Origin of the sequence: Nocardia sp. AB354 (assembly GCF_049538315.1) — a bacterium.
In the GTDB taxonomy this organism is placed as follows: Bacteria; Actinomycetota; Actinomycetes; order Mycobacteriales; family Mycobacteriaceae; genus Nocardia; species Nocardia nova.
On record NZ_JBMVFU010000011.1, the window covers coordinates 42,500 to 60,547 of the forward strand.

The following is an 18,048-nucleotide window of genomic DNA, read 5'->3' on the forward strand; positions in this document are numbered from 1 at the left end:
CTACTGTGCACCCCATGACGACGCGGGCACACCACACTGATTCGATCGGCGCCACCGGCCCCGGCACCGTGGTCGTCCGACGCGCCCGCACCTCGGATGTGCCCGAGATCAAAAGCCTCGTCGACGTCTACGCGGGCCGCATTCTGCTGGAGAAGAATCTCGTCACACTCTACGAGTCGGTCCAGGAATTCTGGGTGGCCGAGGTCGACGGGCGCCTGGTGGGATGTGGCGCATTACACGTGCTGTGGGCCGATCTGGGCGAGGTGCGTACGGTCGCGGTCCACCCCGATGCCAAAGGACAGGGCGTCGGGCGCCTGATCGTGGATCAGCTGATCGCGACCGCCCGCGAACTCCAGCTGCAGCGACTGTTCGTGCTGACCTTCGAGGTGGAGTTCTTTTCCCGGCACGGGTTCGCCGAGATCGACGGCACGCCCGTCACGGCGGAAGTGTTCGCGGAGATGTGCCGCTCCTACGACACCGGTGTGGCCGAATTCCTCGACCTCAGCTACGTCAAGCCGAACACCCTCGGCAATACTCGAATGCTGTTGACCCTCTGAATCTTTCGGGAGCTCGCGTGCCGATCTTCGCCGTCCACTACACCTATTCCGATGCCACCGCCGCCGGGCGCGACGAGCATCGGCCCCGCCATCGGGAATGGCTGTCGAATCTGGTCGACCGAGGTGTGGTCCTGTCGACCGGGCCGTATGCCGACGGCTCCGGCGCGCTGCTGCTGTTCCGCGCCGACGATGCCGCGGCGTTGGAGGAGCTGCTCGCGGCCGATCCGTTCGCCCGGGAGGGGTTGATCGACGCGAAGCGATTCCTGGAATGGACCCCGGTGATGGGCGCCTTCTCGGCACAGGCGACGCCGAACGCCTAGGCAGGCGCGGCGAAGCCCGCTACGATGCTCGGCATAGTCAACCAGTTGCATATGCGAGGTGGCGATGCAGGCATTCCGACAGGCCGTGGAGGCACGTGACAGCGCGGCGATCGAGGCGTTACTCGCCGAGAACGTCGTGTTCACCAGCCCGGTGGCGTTCAAGCCTTATCCCGGCCGGGCCATCACCGCCGCGATTCTGCGCGGCGTCATGCGGGTGTTCGAGGACTTCCGCTACGTCCGCGAGATCACCGACGGGCACGACTCGACGCTGATTTTCGAGGCGACCGTCGACGGTAAGCACGTCACCGGTGCGGATTTCATCCACACCGACGAGGCGGGCCGCATCGACGATCTGATGGTGATGGTCCGCCCACTCTCGGCGGCCAATGCCCTGGCCACGGCGATGGGTGCGCAGTTCGAGCGCATCCAGGCGGAGGCGGCCGAGCAGATCCAGCGAGAGAACGCGACGCTGTAGGCCACACCGCGCCGTCCGGCGATCTACCGTGAACCGGTGCGATTGGACCCCGATACGGCGCTGACGCGAGTTCGCGCGGCCCGCGTGGCCCGGCTGGGTACGACCGATCCGACCGGCCGGCCCCATCTGGTGCCCGTGACCTTCGCGCTCTCCCCGACGGGCCGCATCCTGGTCACCGCAGTCGATCAGAAGCCCAAATCGACGACGGATTTGCGGCGGCTGCGCAATATCGCGGCCGAGAACCGGGTCTCCGTGCTGGCCGACGAATACGACGAGGACTGGTCGCGGCTGTGGTGGGTCCGGCTCGACGGCACCGCCGCCGTCGCCACCGGCGACGCCGAGCGCGCGGAGGCGATCGCCTGGCTCACCGCGAAATACCCGCAGTATCGCGGCAACGCCCCGCGCGGACCGGTCATCCGGGTGGAGATCCGTACCGTCACCGGCTGGGCCTACACCGAGTGAGGCCTACGCCCGGAGCCTAGGCATCGATCGCATCGGGTTCGGCCGCCGGCTCCGCCTCTCCCCCGCCGCGGATCGAATACAGCAGCCCGTCCAGCTCATCGGGTTTGACGAGCACGTCGCGCGCCTTGGAGCCCTCGCTCGGGCCGACCACGCCGCGGGTCTCCATCAGATCCATCAGGCGGCCCGCCTTGGCGAATCCGACGCGCAATTTGCGCTGCAGCATCGAGGTGGAACCGAACTGCGAGGTGACGACCAGTTCGATGGCCTGCAGGAAGACATCCAGATCGTCGCCGATATCCGGGTCGACGTCCTTCTTCTCCCCGGCCTTGGCGGTGGTGACGCCTTCCTGGTACTCGGGTTCGGCCTGATTCTTGGCGAAGTCGACGACGGCCTGAATCTCCTCGTCGGAGATGAACGCGCCCTGCAATCGGGTCGGCTTGGACGCGCCCATCGGCAGGAACAGGCCGTCGCCCATACCGATCAATTTCTCCGCACCCGGCTGGTCCAGGATGACGCGGGAGTCGGTGAGCGAGGACGTCGCGAACGCCAGCCGGGAGGGGACGTTGGTCTTGATCAGGCCGGTCACCACGTCCACCGAGGGCCGCTGCGTCGCCAGCACCAGATGGATGCCGGCCGCGCGCGCCTTCTGGGTGATGCGCACGATGGCGTCCTCGACGTCGCGCGGCGCGGTCATCATCAGATCGGCCAGCTCGTCGACGATCGCCAAAATGTAGGGGTAGGGCCGGTACACGCGCTCGCTGCCCAGCGGCGTGGTGATCTGGCCCGATTTCACCTTCTTGTTGAAATCGTCGATGTGGCGGACCTTGCTGGCCTGCATGTCCTGATACCGCTGTTCCATCTCCTCTACCAGCCAGGCCAGCGCGGCGGCGGCCTTCTTGGGCTGGGTGATGATGGGCGTGATCAGATGCGGAATGCCTTCATACGGTGTGAGTTCCACCATCTTCGGGTCGATGAGGATCATCCGGACCTCGTCCGGAGTGGCGCGGCCCAGCAGCGAGACCAGCATGGAGTTGACGAAACTCGACTTACCCGAACCGGTGGAACCGGCGACCAGCAGATGCGGCATCTTCGCCAGATTCGCGGAGACGAATTCGCCCTCGATGTTCTTGCCGAGGCCGATCACCAAGGGGTGGTGGTCGTTTCGCGTGGACGGCGCCTTGAGCACATCGGCCAGCCGGACCAGTTCGCGGTCGGCATTGGGCACCTCGATACCAACCGCCGACTTGCCCGGAATCGGTGCGAGCAAACGCACATTCTCGGTGGCCACCGCATAAGCGATATTGCGGGCCAGGGCGGTGATCTTCTCGACCTTCACACCGGGGCCGAGTTCGACCTCGTACCGGGTGACCGTCGGACCGCGCACGAAACCGGTGACCGCCGCGTCGATCTTGAACTGCACCAGCACCTCGGTGATCGCTTCGATCATCGATTCGTTGGCGGCGCTGCGCTTCTTCGGCGGATCGCCGTCGGTCAGCAGAGTCAGCGGCGGCAGCTGATAATCCCCGTCGACCTCGCGGTCGGTGACGAATTCCAGTTGCTGCGGAGGCTGCGGCTCGGGTGTCTGGTCGACGACCTTCGGCGGCTTGCGCGTCTTGGGTTTGCTTGCGGGGGGCGGTGTTTCGTCCGGCTCGGCGATATCCTTCGCATCGCGCAACGGCGGTTCGCCGAGAACCTCGGTGACGGCGTCGGCGCCACCGAATTCGTCGGTCGGATAATTCTCCGCCGGGGTGCGGCCACGCCGCGAGGAACGGCTCTTGTGCATCGGAAAGCCGTCGGCGTCATAGTTTTCCGGGTCGTAGAGCCCGTATTGCCCGTAGTCGTCGCCGTATTCGGGATCGGGCAGGCCGAACAGTTCACGCAGCCGGTGCGGGACCTCGCGCACGGTCGTCCCGGTCACCAGCAGCAGTCCGAAGAGCATGGCCAGCAACAGCAGCGGCACCGCCAGCCACGCGGTGAGCCCGTTGCGCAGCGGCCCGCCCAGCACATAGCCGACGAAACCCGCCGCATGGGCGCGCCCGTGCGCATCGGCCGGCGCGCCCGCGAAGATATGCCAGATTCCGAGCGCCGGCAGTCCCACCAGCAATCCGCCGAGCACCAGCCGGGGCCGGATCTCGGGCCGCGGTTCGGTGCGCATGAGCACCACCGCGATACCGGAGGCCACGAACGGCAGCACGGCCGCGGCGGATCCGGCGATCGCGCGCACCGCGGTGTCGACCCAGTGCCCCACCGGACCGCCCGCCGACATCCAGACCGCCGCCGCGATGACGACGCTGAAAGCGACCAGCGCCAACGCGATTCCGTCGCGGCGGTGACCGTGTTCGATCTCCCCGGCGCGGCTGATGGTGCGGGTGGTGGCGCCGAATCCGCGCGCCAGCACCGACCAGCCGTTGCCGATACCGCGTCCGAGCACCGCCAGCGGCGCGGTCTGCGGTGACCGGCGCACCGGCCGGCGGGCCGCGGTGGTGCGGCCGCGCGGCGCCGATCGGGCGCGTCCGCCTCCCGAGCGAGTCCGCGCCGGAGCCCGCCCCCGGGTGGATCCCGCCCGCGAACTCGACGTCGTGGTGCCGCGGGACTTACCTGCCATGACCTCAGGCTAGCCGCAACAGCCCCATCGGGACCATCCGCAACACCCATCCCAACCACATCATTGCCGACCTCACAACGCCGTCAGCGGCCGGAAACGACGCGCGCGAAGGCCTCAGACGCTGCGATCGGAGGCGAAGACCGCGGCCACATCGTCGACCCCGCCGGCGGCATCGATGCGGACCTCGTTGCGCCCGAATGCGTGAAGCAGCAGTTCGGAGGGCTGCCCGGTGAGTACCACCGCATCGCCGCCGACGTTGTGCGCCGTCACGCGATCACCATCCGGCGTCGCCAGCACGACGGTGACCGGGGATTTGCGATACGCCATCCGCGCCATCCGCCGCGTCGCCGACCACAACTTGCGCTCGTCCTCGGCCGACAAGGTGCGGGGCTTCCACTCCGGGTCGGCGCGGCGCACGTCCTCGTGGTGGACGAACATCTCGGTCAGGTTGACCACGGCGTCGACCGGCTTCAGCGGCGACCACCACGGCGGCCCGGTGCGGATCTGCTCCAGCAGTTCGGTGAACGGCGTCTCGGACACCTTCGCCTGCACCGAATCGAGGTATCCCGCAAGGGGTTTCAGCAGAATCCCCGGCGCGGCCGCGGGATGGCGTTCTCGTACCACCAGATGCGCGGCCAGATCGTGCACCGTCCAGGTACCGCACAGGGTCGGGGCGTCGGGACCGACCGCCGTCATGGTCGACACCAGGGCCCGGCGTTCCCGTTGAGCCATACTCATGGGCCGAGCGTAATGGTTCCGAGCCCGGTGGAGGTAGGCAGCGTCACCCCGCAGGTGTCCCTGCGCTTCATCGGCACTGCGCAGCGGCCCCGCCCGGGCTCATCGCTGCGGGCGGGGCCACATCGAAGGATCAGACGCCCATGACGGTCGGCACGATCATCGGGCGGCGGCGGTAGGTGTCGGCGACCCAGCGGCCCACCACGCGCCGCACACCCTGTGCGATGCGGTGCGTATCGGTGACACCCTCCCCGGCCAGGCGCAGCAGTTCGGCCTCCACCAGCTCCTGCGCACCCAGCAGCGCACCCGGATCGTCGGAGAAGCCGCGGCCGCTGACCTCGGGCGTGCTGACCGCCTTGCCCGTGGTCTCGTCGACGACCACGGTGATCGCGATGAAACCGCCCTCACCGAGCACCAGACGGTCCGACAGCGTCGATTCACCCACGTCGCCGACCGACAAACCGTCGACGTACACCTGCCCGACCGGATAGCGGCCGACGATCGAGGCGATGCCGTCGACCAGGTCGACCACCACACCGTCCTCGGCGAGCATGACCCGTTCCTCGGGCACGCCGGTCGCCACCGCGAGCGCGGCATTGGCGCGCAGATGCCGCCACTCGCCATGTACCGGCATGGCATTCGTGGGGCGGACCGCGTTGTACAGGTAGAGCAGCTCACCGGCCGAGGCGTGCCCGGAGACGTGCACCTTCGCGCTCTGCTGGGTCACCACGGTGGCGCCCAGCCGGGCCAGGCCGTTGACCACCGCGAACACCGCGTTCTCGTTGCCGGGGATCAGCGAGGAGGCCAGCACCACGAGATCGTCGGCGCGGATGTTGATCTGACGATGGTCGCCGCGTGCCATCCGCGACAGCGCCGAGAGCGGTTCGCCCTGCGAGCCGGTGGAGATCAGCACCAGTTTGTGCACGGGCAGATTCGCGGCCTGATCCAGATCGACCACGATGCCCTCGGGAATGTTCAGGTACCCGAGATCCTGCGCGATCTGCATATTGCGGACCATCGAACGACCGACGAAGCACACCCGGCGGTTGTAGCGCTGCGCCACGTCGACGACCTGCTGGATGCGATGGACGTGGCTGGCGAAGGAGGCCACGATGACGCGGCCCTTGGCCTTGCCGATCACACTGTCGAGGACCGGGCCGATCTCCCGTTCCGGAGTGACGAAACCGGGGACCTCGGCATTGGTCGAATCGACCAGGAACAGGTCCACGCCCTCGTCGCCGAGGCGGGAGAACCCGGCCAGGTCGGTGAGGCGGCCGTCGAGCGGCAACTGATCGAGTTTGATGTCACCGGTGTGCAGGGCCAGTCCGGCCGGCGTGCGCACCGCGACCGCGATGGCGTCGGGAATGGAGTGGTTGACCGCGAAGTACTCGCAGTCGAACGGGCCATGGGTGGTCCGCTGGCCCTCGGTGACCTCGATCAGCTTGGGCTGCAGGCGATGTTCGCGGCATTTCGCGGCCACCAGCGCGAGCGTGAATTTCGAACCGACGACCGGGATGTCGGGACGCAGCCGCAACAGGAACGGCACCGCGCCGATGTGGTCCTCGTGCCCGTGAGTCAGTACCACGGCGGCCACCTCGTCGATCCGGTCCTCGATCGGCCGGAAGTCGGGCAGGATCAGGTCGACGCCGGGCTGCTGATCCTCGGGGAACAACACACCGCAGTCGACGATCAGCATCGCGCCGTCGTATTCGAATACGGTCATATTGCGGCCGATTTCACCGATGCCGCCGAGGGCGTAGACGCGCAGGCCCTGCTTCGGCAGCTTGGGCGGCATCCCGATCGGCAATGCCGACGAAACCGGTTGCGGCGCAGCCTGTTCCGTACGACCGCGGCCCGACTGGCGGCCCCGGCCGGAACGCCGGGAACGGCCCCGGTCGCCGGTCTGCTCGCCGCGCTGCGCGGGAGCCGACTCGCCGCGCTGTGGCGCGGGAGCGGTTTCGCGCTGGGCCGCGGGAGCGGATTCGCGTCGCTCAGGGGCGGTCCGGCGCTCGACGGCCGGTTCGGCGGCGCGCACGGGCTCCGGGGGCGGCGCCTGTTGCGTCGCGGGCGCTGAAACCTCTTGCACCGCAGGCGCTTCGGGTTCCTTGCGCGGCGCGGGCGGCGGCGCCGGAGCCGGCGCTCCCGCCGCTCGGCTCGCGGTCCGGCGCGGACGACGGTTCACCGGTTCACTCATGCAAGCACTCCCGCCAGCCGCAGTTCGGCGACGATCGATTCCAAGTTCACACCCACGGGCATCAGCTGCGGCAGCCGCGGCTCGCCGACTTCCATTCCGAGCAGTCGCAGCGAGGATTTGATCAGAGCCACGCCGCCGACGCGGGCCATCGCGCGGTTGACGGGCAACAGACTGGCGTTGATGTCACGGGCCAGCGTCACCTCACCGGCCGCGTACGCGTCGCGCAGCTGCACCAGCCGCTCCGGCACCAAATGCCCGATCACGCTGATGAATCCGACCGCGCCGACCGACAACCACGGCAGGTTGAGCACATCGTCACCGGAGTAGTAGGCCAGTCCGGTGTCGGCGATCAGTTCCGCCCCCGCGCCCAGGTCGCCCTTGGCGTCCTTCACCGCGACGATATTCGGATGTTCGGCCAGGCGACGCAGCGTATCCGGGGCGATCGGCACGATCGAGCGCGGCGGAATGTCGTAGAGCGTCACCGGCAGATCGGTGGCATCGGCGACGGCGGTGAAATGCGCCAGCAGGCCTTCCTGTGACGGACGCGAGTAGTACGGCGTCACCACCAGCAAACCGTGCGCACCCGCACGCTCGGCGTTGCGAGCGAGCTCGATGCTGTGCGCGGTGTCGTAGGTGCCGGCGCCCGCGATGACGGTGGCGCGGTCGCCCACGGCGTCGACGACGGCGTGCAGCAGGTCGAACTTCTCCGATTCGGTGGTGGTCGGCGATTCCCCGGTGGTGCCGGAGATGGCGAGCAGGTCGACACCGCGGTCGACCAGGCGTGCGGCCAACGCGACGCCGGAATCGACATCGAGCTTGCCCTCGGCGGTAAAGGGGGTCACCATCGCGACACCGACCGTGCCGGACGCGCGCAGCTCTCTTCGCGTCGATTCACCGTTCGTCATGGTCAGAAAGGCTACCCGGTCGCGGAGACGACACCGAACCGTCGCCCGTGATATCGGCAGACATTCCGGTCACATTCCAGCAATGACAGCGACCGTGACGACATCCTGGCGGTGGCATGATGTCACAAATGACGTCATACTGATGTCATGGATCTGAACAAGTACACCGCCCGCCTGCGCGACGACCTCATCGCGGCGGCCGCCCTGGGCGACGAGAAGACCCAGGCGACCGCCGCGGCCCTGGCCGCCGCCACGGAGAATTCGTTGCGGCTGACGCTGCTGGCCGCGCTCTCGGATCTGGCCGAGGAGGTCAACACGACCCTCGACGATCGCACGGTGCGCGTCTCACTGTCGGGTACCGACGCGCAGGTCGAGGTACGCCGCACCGCGAGCGAGGAGTCGCACCCGACCTTCGAGGAGATGACCGGCGACATCAGCCGGGTCACCCTGCGCATGGTCGAGAATCTGAAGGCCCGCGCCGAGGAGGCCGCGACCCAGAGCGGTCAATCGCTGAATTCCTGGCTCTCCGGCGCGGTACAGGGCGCCCTGCGCGATCAGATGCGCAAGGGCGGCCCCGGGCGCTGCGACAGCTGAGTCAGTCCATCACCGTCACGGTGCCGGTGGGGCCGATCTCGGTGCGGCGGTCGTGGTCGGGCGCCTGCGCGAGCACCGTCGACAGCACCCGCCGACCTGGCGGCAGGATGCGCACCGTCACCGAACCGGCGTTGGCCGCGTCCAATTCCCGTGTGGCGACGTCGATGACGCGTTCGCGCAACCACTTCGGCGCATCGGCGAAACCACCGTCGTCGAGCAGGACGACCTCCACCCCGCGTGCGCGCGCACCCCGCGCGGCGCCGCTGAGTTCCTCGGTCATCAACTGCGGGGCGCGCAGTCCGTCGCGCAGTTCCGCCTCCAGGAGCCGGCACTGTTCCCGTTCACCGACGGTGAGGACCGCGCCGTCGGCGATGCGTTCCAGGATCGGGCGGGCCACCCGGTCCAGGCGCTCCAGCTGCCGCGTGCGTTCGCCGTCGGCGGCCGCCATCGTCGCCTCCGCGGCGGCCTGGGCGCTCGCTTCCTCGCGCAACCCCCGCAGCGAACGCTGGGTGGGCCGCATGATCTGTGCGAACACCGAGATCGCGATGACGGTGCCGATGGGCACGATCGCGGCGACGATCGCGCTCGCGTTCAGCCAGGCCCGCGCGCCGTCGACACCGATGACGACCGCGACTCCGGCCACGCCGAGCCACGCCGTGCCCATCCGGCCGCGCAGGACCAGCACGGCCAGCACATACGAGGTTGCGAAGGTGGTCCACACCATCTGGCGGGTTTCCGGTATGCCGGGAGCGACCGAGGTCAGGGCGGTGGCGACCGGTCCGGCGGCGGCGACGAAGATCGTCACGGCCCAGGGCAGCGGATCGCCGGGGACCACCAGCACCAGTGCACCACCCACCACCATCACGATCAGCGCGGTCACCGCCGGCAGCGCAGTGGTGGAGTCGAGGTTGCGGACCATGTAGAGGGTGATGGTCCCCTCCAGCAGGACCAGGAACAGCCACGCGGTAGGGCCGCGCAGTCCGAGCAGCTCACGCAACCCGAACGCTTGTTCACGACCGGATTCAGTGCGCACCGTCACCGCCCCACACCAAGGTCACAGCGGTGCCCTCCCCGGGTTGCGATTCCACGAATCCGGCGCCACCGGCCAGCTGGCGCATGCGGCCGAGAATGCTCACCGAGATGCCGAGGCGGTCCGCGGAGACCGCGTTCACGTCGAATCCCGCACCGTCGTCGGTGAAGACGACCCGGATGCTGCCCGCGCTGATCGTGCAGGTCACTGTGCGCGTCACCGCGCGACCGGGCACCGCCGCGTGGCGCAGGCTGTTGCGGACCGCTTCGGCCAGGGCAGCGGCGAGGGTGCGCGCGGCGGCGGCGGGCATGCGCAGGTCGTCGAAGCCCGGCCAGGTCCTGGTGGTGAACCGAATGCCGGCATTCACCTCGTGCACCGCGGCGCGCAGGAAAGTCACGGCCGCACGAGCGTCGAGGACATCGGGTTCGCGCGACTCGACGCGGATCTCGTCGAGTTGGTCCAGGGTGCGTTCGGCCTGCCGGCGCAACACATCCGAGGGTTCGCTCCCGCGCGAGGCGTCCAGCAGCGTGGAGAGAACGGCGTCGTGAATGAGGGCGGCGAAGCGGGCGCTCTCGTTGTCGCGGGCCGCGGCCGCGGCGGCTTCGGCAGCCTGTCTACTCGCCGCCACCGATTCGCGGTCCACCCGGGCCGCGGCCGACAACGCCGAAACCACACACCACACGAACAGCGCCGACAACCCGACGGCGCGGGCGAACGCGCTGAGCACGGACGCTGCCGTGAACTGTTCCGCCAGATAGATATTCGTCAACGCGACGGCCGCCGAGCCGATCAGCAGATACGCCACCGCGACGAGCGCCGGCCACGCCAACGTCGCCGCGAGCACTCCGAGTGGCAGCATCCGATACAGCCACACCGAATTCGCGCCGATGCTGTGGGTGTCGAGCCCGATCAGCATGGTCGCCACCGCGGACAGGAAGGCCACCGCGGCGCAACTCGACACCAGCCGGATGGTGCGCGGGCTCGACCGGATCGACAGCACGGCCAGTACCGGGAACAGTCCGAACGCCAGCGCGCTGGCACTCGGCGTCCACCAGGCGGGCGTGAACCGCGCCTGCTCGGTGATCTCCGGAAGATCGGCGAGGCCCATGATCACCCCACCCGCGCCGATCGAGAGCCCCAACCGGCGCATGACGCGCTCCACCGCAGGCGTATCGGAGCGCACCTGCGCGCGGCCGGGAACCCGGATGCGGGCCGCGGCTGCGGTGCGCGCGAAGACTCCGGGTGCGTCGACCGCGATCATGCCTGGTTGTTGCGTTCGGGCACCGGAAGCCATCCGTCCTCCACCGCGCGCTTGTAGAGGTCGGTCTTGGTGGGCGCGGGGCGGCCGGCGTCGGCGTATTTCTGGCGGATCCGGCCCAGGTAGTCGTTGACCGTCTGTTCCGAGAGCCCGGTCAGCCGCGCCACCCGGGAAGCCTTCTCGCCGGACGCGTAGAGGGTCAGCACCTCCTGCTGACGCGGGCTCAATCCGACGTCGCGCAGCTGCGGATCGCCGTCGATGGCGGCCGCCCAATCGGTGGTGACCACCTGTTCGCCACTCGCGGCGGCGCGCACCGCGGCGACCACGGTCTGCACATCCTCGGATTTGCGCACCACGCCCAGCACCCCGGCGCGCGCGGCCGAGCGCACCAGGAACGGATTATCGGCTCCGGTGAACACCAGCACCTCGAGCCCGCGATCGCGCAGGGCCTGCACATTGGACTGCGGGGTGGAACCGTCGGCGAGCCGCAGATCGAGGATCACCAGATCCAGTTCCGGTGCCGCCGAGAGCAATTCGGACACGGTTCCGGCGGTGATGACCAGTTCCAGATCGCTTTCGCCGGCCAGCATGCTGGCCAGGCCGAGCGCGACCGACTCGTGGTCCTCGACCAGACCGATCCGCCGCGGTGGCGTCATATGGTCCTCACCCTTCCCGAAACCCGAACACCACGCCGCGCCCCGGCCGGGAACGCGACGTCCTGCCGTCGAGTATGACGGTGCCGGTGATATCCGTGTGAGACACCAGAAATCGGGTCACCGGCTCAGGCGGTCAATTGCGCCGCTATCGTCGCGCCCAGTTCCCAGCATTTCTCCCGGTCGTCCTTGCCCGGCTGACCGGTGACGATCACGGGTGCGGCGGCCTGTTGCCACCCCATCCCGGTCGTCACGGTCGTGATGCTGCGTTCGGCGCCCTCGGTGCCCTGATTGCCGTGGATGTACACCCCGAACGGCCGGCCCCGGGTGCTGTCGAGGCAGGGGTAGTAGAAAGTGTCGAAGGCGTGTTTGAGCGCGCCCGACATGTAGCCCAGATTGGCCGGCGTGCCCAGCACATAGCCGTCGGCGGCGAGGACATCGCTCGCGGTCACGGCCAGTGCCGCCCGCCGCACCACCTCGACTCCCTCGATCTCGGGGTCGGTGGCGCCCGCGACCACCGCTTCGAACATGTCCTGCAGGAACGGCGAAGGCGTGTGATGGATGATCAGCAACGTCGGCACCCAGGCGAGCCTAGTGGGGCCGGCGGTGTGTCAGGACCCGGTCCGGCGTTCGAAGCGCTCGAGTTCCACGGCGCGGCGCATGGTTTCGCGAGCGCGCGAGCGGTCGCCGGCGTAGTCGTAGGCCCGGGCGGCGCGATAGTTGGTGCGCCAGTTGTCGGGGTCTGCCTCCCACTCCTTCTTGACCTGTTCGAACAGCTCGTCGGCGGCGGCCTTCTCCAGCCGGCCGGAGGGGCGGCGGGGCAGGTCGGAGACGTCGAGTTCGAGGCCCTCGTCGTGGATGCGCCGGGCCAGATGCTGGTGGGCGAGGGCGGCGCGAATGCTGGTGGCCACCACCCACACTCCGAGGATCGGCAGGATCAGCACGCCCACGCCCATCGCGACGGCGGCGGGTTTGCCCGAGGTCATCAGTTCGATCGCGATGCGACCCAGCAGCAGGAAGTAGAAGGCCAGCGCGACGACCAGGAAGGCAATGAAGGCGACGATGCGCAGCACCTGTCGCCCGCTGTCGCGCTCGTTCACAGGTCCAGCAGCGGATCGAGCCCGACGGTGAGGCCCGGGCGGGTGCCGATCCGGCGCACACCCAGCAGTACACCAGGCGCGAAGGAGGTGCGGTCGATCGAATCGTGGCGGATCGTGAGCGTTTCGCCCTGGGTGCCGAACAGCACCTCCTGATGCGCGACCAGCCCGGCCAGCCGCACCGAATGCACCCGCACCCCGTCGACGCTCGCCCCACGCGCGCCGTCGAGTTCGGTGGTGGTGGCATCGGGGCTCGGGCCCACGCCGGACTGCTTGCGGGCCTCGGCGATGATGCCGGCGGTGCGATAGGCGGTGCCGGAGGGTGCGTCGGCCTTGTTCGGGTGGTGCAGTTCGATGACCTCGACCGAATCGAACCACCGGGCGGCCTGTTCGGCGAACCGCATCGACAGCACCGCGCCGATGGCGAAATTGGGGGCGATCAGCACGCCCACCTCGGAATTGTCCGCCAGCCAGGAGCGCACCTGCGCGAGCCGGGATTCGTCGAAACCGGTGGTGCCGACCACGGCGTGAATACCGTGTTCCACCAACCACTTCAGATTCGGCATCACCACGTCGGGGTGGGTGAAGTCGACCACGACCTGGGCGCCGGCCTCGGTGAAGGCCTCGAGCGCGTCGTCCTTGTCGACCCCGGCGACCAGCTCCAGGTCGTCGGCGGCCTCGACCGCCGCGCAGATCGCCTGCCCGACCTTGCCCTGCGCGCCGAGTACGCCCACCCGGATCCGGTTCGTCGCCACCGTGAACTCCTCACATACCGTTCGATGCCCGTTGCGGTCAGAGCCTATCGGCAGGGGTGCCGGGCGCCACCACACCGGTCACCCGGAAGTCGCGTGCGTCACCCGGTGCGACCACCGAGAGCCGACGGCAGAGGCGAAGCCGACGCCTCAGTCGAAGACGATCACCTGACGCAAGGCGTGCCCGGCGGCCAGCTCGTCCATGGCGTGGTTGATCTCGTCCAGCCGGATACGCGAGGAGACCAGTCGTTCGACGGGCAGCCGGCCCTCCCGCCACATCCGCACGTACTCCGGGATGTCGCGCGCCGGAACCGCCGAGCCGAGGTAGCTGCCTACGATGGAACGTCCCTGCGCGACCAGACCGAGCGGTGAAATACTCGCGCGCGCTTCGGGATGGGGTAGCCCGACGGTCACCGTGGTGCCGCCGGGCGCGGTGGCCGTCACCGCGGTTTCGAAGGCCCGCACATTCCCCGCGGCCTCCACCACGACCTCCGCCGCGATGCCGCGCTCGGCCACCTCCACCGGCGTATAAACCTGCGTGGCGCCCAATTCCTTTGCCAGCGTGAGCTTTTCGGGCACGGTGTCGACGGCGATGACCTCGGCGCCGAGGCTGTCCCGCAGCGAGGCGGCCGCCAGCACGGCGGCCATACCCACGCCGCCGAGACCGACGACCATGATGCGGTCCCCCGCGCCGGGGCGGGCCGAATTCAGCAAGGCCCCGCCGCCGGTGAGGACCGCGCAGCCGAGTACGGCGGCGACCTCCGGCGGGACATCGTCGTCGACCGGTACCACCGACCGCCGATCGACCACGGCGTGGGTGGCGAATCCGGAGACGCCGAGATGGTGGTGGACGGGTCCGTTCGCGCGGCGCAGTCGGCGACCGCCGCCCAGCAACTCGCCCTCGTTGTTGGCGACGCTGCCCGGCACACACGGGGTGCGGCCGTCGGTGGCGCAGCCCTCGCACTGTCCGCAGCGCGGCAGGAAGGTCATCACGACCCGCTGGCCGACCCGCAGATCGCTGTCGCCGGGACCCACCTGCTCGACCCGTCCGGCCGCCTCGTGGCCGAGCAGCATCGGCACCGGCCGCACCCGGTTTCCGTCCACCACCGACAGGTCCGAATGACACAGTCCGGCCGCCTCGATCCGGACCAGCAGCTCCCCCGGTCCCGGCTCCGCCAACTCCAGATCCTCGATCACGATCGGGGTCGAATCGGCATAGGGAGTCGGGTCGCCGATCCGCTCCAGCACAGCACCACGAATCTTCATGGCACCGACGGTACCGGGCGAGCGCCGCGCCGAGTATCGGCGCCGACTACTCAGTCTTCCGGCGGTCCGGCGACCGAAGCGGTGCCGGCGGGAAGACCCGCCTCCTCCGCGTCCGACTCCACCGGCGCCCGGTCCGGTGCGCTCGGGCCGCACGGCCACCCCGGGATGAGGGCGTGCTCCGCCGACACCGTGCCACGACAGGTGACTCCCCGGAGATCGACATCGGGCACATCCCGTTCGACGCCGATGCGAGCGTTGTCGAACACCGTGTCGCCGGAGTCGAAACGTGTGTCGGCACAGGTGATTCGCGAGCTGCCGACCACGATGCCGTCGAAACGCGCACTGTCCCCCGCCACCTCGACGCCGTCGAAGAAGGTGCTGTCGGCGGTGAAACGTGCCCGGGTGAACGACGTCGTCGGGCCGGTGAACCGGGCGCCGGTGAATCGTGTTCGGGGCCCGCCGAATTCGGCCTCGGTGAAGTCGGCCTTCCCGCGGAAGACCGCATCCACGAAGCTGGTGCCGGCGCGCCCGGTGTAGACGTCACCCGAGGTCGGGGTGAATTTCGTGCCCCGGAACAGCGCGTCGCTCTCGAAGTGCGCGCTGTGGAACGTCACGTGCGTGCCGACGAATTCCACGTTCTCGAAGTTGGCGGACCGCTCACCGATGAAGCGGGTACCGCGCAGATGCGTATGCCCGCCGGCGAAGACCGCCCAGCGGAAGTCGACATCCTCGAGCACCGCGTCGTCGAAGTTGAAATCGCAGTGCGACCACGATGTTTCGGCCTGCGGGCGCAGATGGGTCACGATCACCGCGATGATGGTGCGCCGCACCTCGCGATCGTTCTGCCGCAGCTGGTAGGCGCGCTCCACCTGCGGCCCGCCCGCTCCGTCGGTGATCTTGCGAGAGCTCAGGTGGGTGGCCCCTTCGTCGGGGTCGTAGGGCAGTCGCAGATAGCCGCACAGCACGTCGATGCACTGCTGGCGCATGCCGCGCGCGGCGAATTCGTCGGCCACCCCCGCCATCGCGTAGACGCCCGCCATGCGCACCGCGACATCGGCATTACCCAGTTGCGCCGCGGCGGCCCCGAACAGCTGCGCGAAGCGGCCGCGTTCGTTGTCGCGCTGTTTGCGATAGGCCACGACCAGCGCCACCGCACCGCCCACACCGGCCGAGACCGACAACGCGATCTTCGTCAGATCCAGCTGGTTCGGCGTATCGGCCTTCGCGCCGAGCGCGAGCCACAGCACCCACCAGGCGATACCCGCGATCGCCAAACCGCCGAGCACCACCGAGACGACCGATACCAGCAATGCCGAACGCTGTATCCGCTGAGCCTGCCGCTGCGCAAATGTCCCCCGCCGAGCCATGGGCGCATAGTAACGACAATTCCGGATCCGCCACAGCCGGTGGAGGATTCGGCCCGGCCGAGCGACGACGCGGCGCCCGCCTTTCGGGCGGACGCCGCATCATCTTGTCCGGCAGACTGTTTCGCGCCGATCAGTTCGCCGCGCGACTCCCGCGCACCCCGATTGCGGCCGCGGTCAGGCAGGCCGCGGCGACCACCACCACGAACCACGGGAAGATCGTGCCCATCCCCCACTGCGTGGCCGCCCAACCGGCCAGCACGGTCGGCAGGGCCATCGCCGTATAGGCCAGAAGGTAGTAGGCGGACATGGTCTCGCCGCGCTTGTGCTGCGGCACCACATTCGACAGATGCCGCAGCGATCCGCCGAAGCCCAGGCCGAAGGTCGCGCCGAGCAGAACACCGGCCAGCAGCACCACGACCCAGTTGTGGGTCGCCAGCGCCGGAATGGTCAGCAGCAGCGCGATCGCCATCCCGGTATCACCGCCGACGGCCGCGCGACGCGCCGGAATCGCGGTCGCGAAGAGCTGAGCCAGCGCCCCGGCCGTCGCGGTCGAGGCGACCACGGCACCGCCGAAGACCAGATTGTGCACGCCGGTCTTCTCGGCGGCCAGCGAGGGATACAGCGACAGCAGCACACCCAGTACCGACCACGCCGCCATGACGCCCAGCGCCGAGAACCAGAAATCGGCCCGGATCTCCTGCGGTACCGCCGGTTTCGCGATCCGGATGGGACCCGACATCCGCGCGGTGTGCGTTTCGGTCATCACCACCACGCCCACGCCGATCAGCAGGCAGAACACCGTGATCACTACATACGGCGTGCGCAGCGGATGCGGAACGTACTGGGCGAGCAGTGCCGACCCCAGAATGGCCACGGCCATACCGACATTGAAGGCCACACCCGTCAGCTGCCCCGACCGCGCGCCGTGCTCGGGACGCAGATCCAGCAGCGCCGCCGCCCCGGCGACGACGGTGGCACCGACGGCCACGCCGTGCAGCGCCCGCGCCACCAGCAGCATCGCGACATTGTCGGCGAACAGGAAGACGACCAGTCCGATCACCATCGTGGCGAGTGCGCCCAGCAGCACCGGCTTGCGGCCGACCACATCGGAAATCTTGCCCGACACCAGAACCGCGGCCAGCGCGGCGATGGCGTAGACGGCGAAAACGATGGTGGTGGTCAGCGGCGAGAAATGCCATTCCTTCTGGTACAGGCCGTAGAGCGGGGCGGGAACACCGGATACTCCGAGCGCGACTCCGCTGGCGACCAGAATCAGTGCATAGGCCCAGGACTGTGTGGTCCGCGGAGCCGGTGCAACCGTGACAGTTGCGGCCATCGATTCTCTCCATCAGGTAAGTTTGATTGCGATCGAACTCAACCACCGTAGCGATGGTTTGATTCCCATCAAACCGAATTTCCCGTGAGAAAGATCATGAGCGATAGCAACAAGACCGTGGAAGCTCATCCGGTCGCCACCGTGCAGGAGGTGCTCGGCGCCCTGCACGACCCGGTCCGGCTCGAGATGGTGCGCAGGCTCAGCAATGCCGGCGGCCCGGTGCGCTGCGGCATGCTCTACGACACCATCAACAAATCCACCGCGACCCACCACCTGAAGATTCTGCGCGAGGCCGGGGTCACCGAACGCATCGTCGCCGACGGCCAGACCTACGCGCGGCTGCGCACCGAGGAAGTCGAGCACGCCCTGCCGGGACTGCTCGCGGCGGTGGTGGGCGCCGCCAATCGCGCGGGCGAATCCGGCGCCGCACCGCGCGACTGAC

At 68.9% G+C, this 18,048-nt stretch carries 19 protein-coding genes; 6 read left to right on the forward strand and 13 right to left on the reverse strand.

Translation table 11 applies throughout. The features are described 5' to 3' along the window. The first annotated feature begins 14 nt into the window (after positions 1–14). The 4 genes from ACPCUW_RS17635 to ACPCUW_RS17650 all read left to right on the forward strand — a co-directional run bounded on the left by ACPCUW_RS17635 (position 15) and on the right by ACPCUW_RS17650 (position 1,814). The gene (locus tag ACPCUW_RS17635) at positions 15–557 is read left to right on the forward strand and encodes an amino-acid N-acetyltransferase (RefSeq protein ID WP_030513202.1); all 543 of its coding nucleotides are present in this window, start codon (positions 15–17) and stop codon (positions 555–557) included. A gap of 17 nt (positions 558–574) precedes the next feature. Then, entirely contained in the window at positions 575–877 is a 303-nt protein-coding gene (locus ACPCUW_RS17640) for a YciI family protein (protein ID WP_423425970.1), read from the forward strand. Between the two features lie 64 nt (positions 878–941). Further along, a complete protein-coding gene (locus ACPCUW_RS17645; protein ID WP_423425971.1) occupies positions 942–1,352 on the forward strand; it encodes a nuclear transport factor 2 family protein in 411 nt (136 codons plus the stop codon). Between the two features lie 36 nt (positions 1,353–1,388). Beyond that, positions 1,389–1,814 (forward strand): TIGR03668 family PPOX class F420-dependent oxidoreductase, encoded by a 426-nt coding sequence (locus tag ACPCUW_RS17650; RefSeq protein ID WP_423425972.1) that lies wholly within the window; start codon positions 1,389–1,391, stop codon positions 1,812–1,814. Between the two features lie 16 nt (positions 1,815–1,830). On the opposite strand, the gene ACPCUW_RS17655 is transcribed toward ACPCUW_RS17650, so the two are convergent. From ACPCUW_RS17655 to dapA, 4 genes are all read right to left on the reverse strand, one after another. Further along, positions 1,831–4,419, reverse strand: a complete 2,589-nt coding sequence (locus ACPCUW_RS17655; RefSeq protein WP_423425974.1) for a DNA translocase FtsK 4TM domain-containing protein — start codon at positions 4,417–4,419, stop codon at positions 1,831–1,833. A 114-nt stretch (positions 4,420–4,533) separates the two neighbouring features. Beyond that, on the reverse strand, positions 4,534–5,157 hold the full coding sequence (locus ACPCUW_RS17660; protein ID WP_423425976.1) for a TIGR03085 family metal-binding protein: 624 nt from the start codon (positions 5,155–5,157) through the stop codon (positions 4,534–4,536). A 130-nt stretch (positions 5,158–5,287) separates the two neighbouring features. Next, positions 5,288–7,348, reverse strand: a complete 2,061-nt coding sequence (locus tag ACPCUW_RS17665) for an RNase J family beta-CASP ribonuclease (RefSeq protein WP_423425978.1) — start codon at positions 7,346–7,348, stop codon at positions 5,288–5,290. Further along, positions 7,345–8,253, reverse strand: a complete 909-nt coding sequence (gene dapA, locus ACPCUW_RS17670; protein ID WP_063019211.1) for a 4-hydroxy-tetrahydrodipicolinate synthase — start codon at positions 8,251–8,253, stop codon at positions 7,345–7,347. The genes ACPCUW_RS17665 and dapA overlap by 4 nt, the downstream gene beginning before the upstream one ends. A 147-nt stretch (positions 8,254–8,400) precedes the next feature. On the opposite strand from dapA, the gene ACPCUW_RS17675 reads away from it, so the two are divergent. After that, positions 8,401–8,847 carry a hypothetical protein gene (locus tag ACPCUW_RS17675; RefSeq protein WP_423425979.1) on the forward strand — a complete coding sequence of 149 codons (447 nt, stop codon included), beginning with the start codon at positions 8,401–8,403 and terminating at the stop codon, positions 8,845–8,847. 1 nt (position 8,848) lies between these two features. On the opposite strand, the gene ACPCUW_RS17680 is transcribed toward ACPCUW_RS17675, so the two are convergent. The 9 genes from ACPCUW_RS17680 to ACPCUW_RS17720 form a co-directional block, all read right to left on the reverse strand. Continuing rightward, entirely contained in the window at positions 8,849–9,886 is a 1,038-nt protein-coding gene (locus ACPCUW_RS17680; protein ID WP_423425980.1) for a hypothetical protein, read from the reverse strand. After that, entirely contained in the window at positions 9,870–11,171 is a 1,302-nt protein-coding gene (locus ACPCUW_RS17685; RefSeq protein ID WP_146102133.1) for a sensor histidine kinase, read from the reverse strand. The genes ACPCUW_RS17680 and ACPCUW_RS17685 overlap by 17 nt, the downstream gene beginning before the upstream one ends. Then, positions 11,135–11,791, reverse strand: a complete 657-nt coding sequence (locus ACPCUW_RS17690) for a response regulator transcription factor (protein WP_030513191.1) — start codon at positions 11,789–11,791, stop codon at positions 11,135–11,137. Before ACPCUW_RS17690 ends, ACPCUW_RS17685 begins: the two co-directional genes overlap by 37 nt. Before the next feature lie 125 nt (positions 11,792–11,916). Continuing rightward, positions 11,917–12,369 (reverse strand): flavodoxin family protein, encoded by a 453-nt coding sequence (locus tag ACPCUW_RS17695; protein WP_030513190.1) that lies wholly within the window; start codon positions 12,367–12,369, stop codon positions 11,917–11,919. A 30-nt stretch (positions 12,370–12,399) separates the two neighbouring features. Then, positions 12,400–12,888 (reverse strand): hypothetical protein, encoded by a 489-nt coding sequence (locus ACPCUW_RS17700; protein WP_423425982.1) that lies wholly within the window; start codon positions 12,886–12,888, stop codon positions 12,400–12,402. Next, the gene (gene dapB, locus ACPCUW_RS17705; protein WP_423425984.1) at positions 12,885–13,640 is read right to left on the reverse strand and encodes a 4-hydroxy-tetrahydrodipicolinate reductase; all 756 of its coding nucleotides are present in this window, start codon (positions 13,638–13,640) and stop codon (positions 12,885–12,887) included. Before dapB ends, ACPCUW_RS17700 begins: the two co-directional genes overlap by 4 nt. A gap of 147 nt (positions 13,641–13,787) precedes the next feature. After that, on the reverse strand, positions 13,788–14,903 hold the full coding sequence (locus ACPCUW_RS17710; RefSeq protein WP_063019226.1) for an alcohol dehydrogenase catalytic domain-containing protein: 1,116 nt from the start codon (positions 14,901–14,903) through the stop codon (positions 13,788–13,790). Positions 14,904–14,953: 50 nt separating this feature from the next. Further along, complete coding sequence (locus ACPCUW_RS17715) at positions 14,954–16,270, reverse strand: pentapeptide repeat-containing protein (protein ID WP_423425985.1); 1,317 nt, start codon at positions 16,268–16,270, stop codon at positions 14,954–14,956. A gap of 130 nt (positions 16,271–16,400) precedes the next feature. Then, positions 16,401–17,606: an MFS transporter gene (locus ACPCUW_RS17720; RefSeq protein WP_423425987.1), complete on the reverse strand. Its 1,206-nt coding sequence runs from the start codon at positions 17,604–17,606 to the stop codon at positions 16,401–16,403. 96 nt (positions 17,607–17,702) lie between these two features. Here ACPCUW_RS17720 and ACPCUW_RS17725 point away from each other — a divergent pair, with 96 nt between their 5' ends. Next, positions 17,703–18,047, forward strand: coding sequence for an ArsR/SmtB family transcription factor (locus tag ACPCUW_RS17725; protein ID WP_063019229.1), 345 nt, complete (start codon positions 17,703–17,705; stop codon positions 18,045–18,047). The last annotated feature ends 1 nt before the right edge of the window (position 18,048 follow it).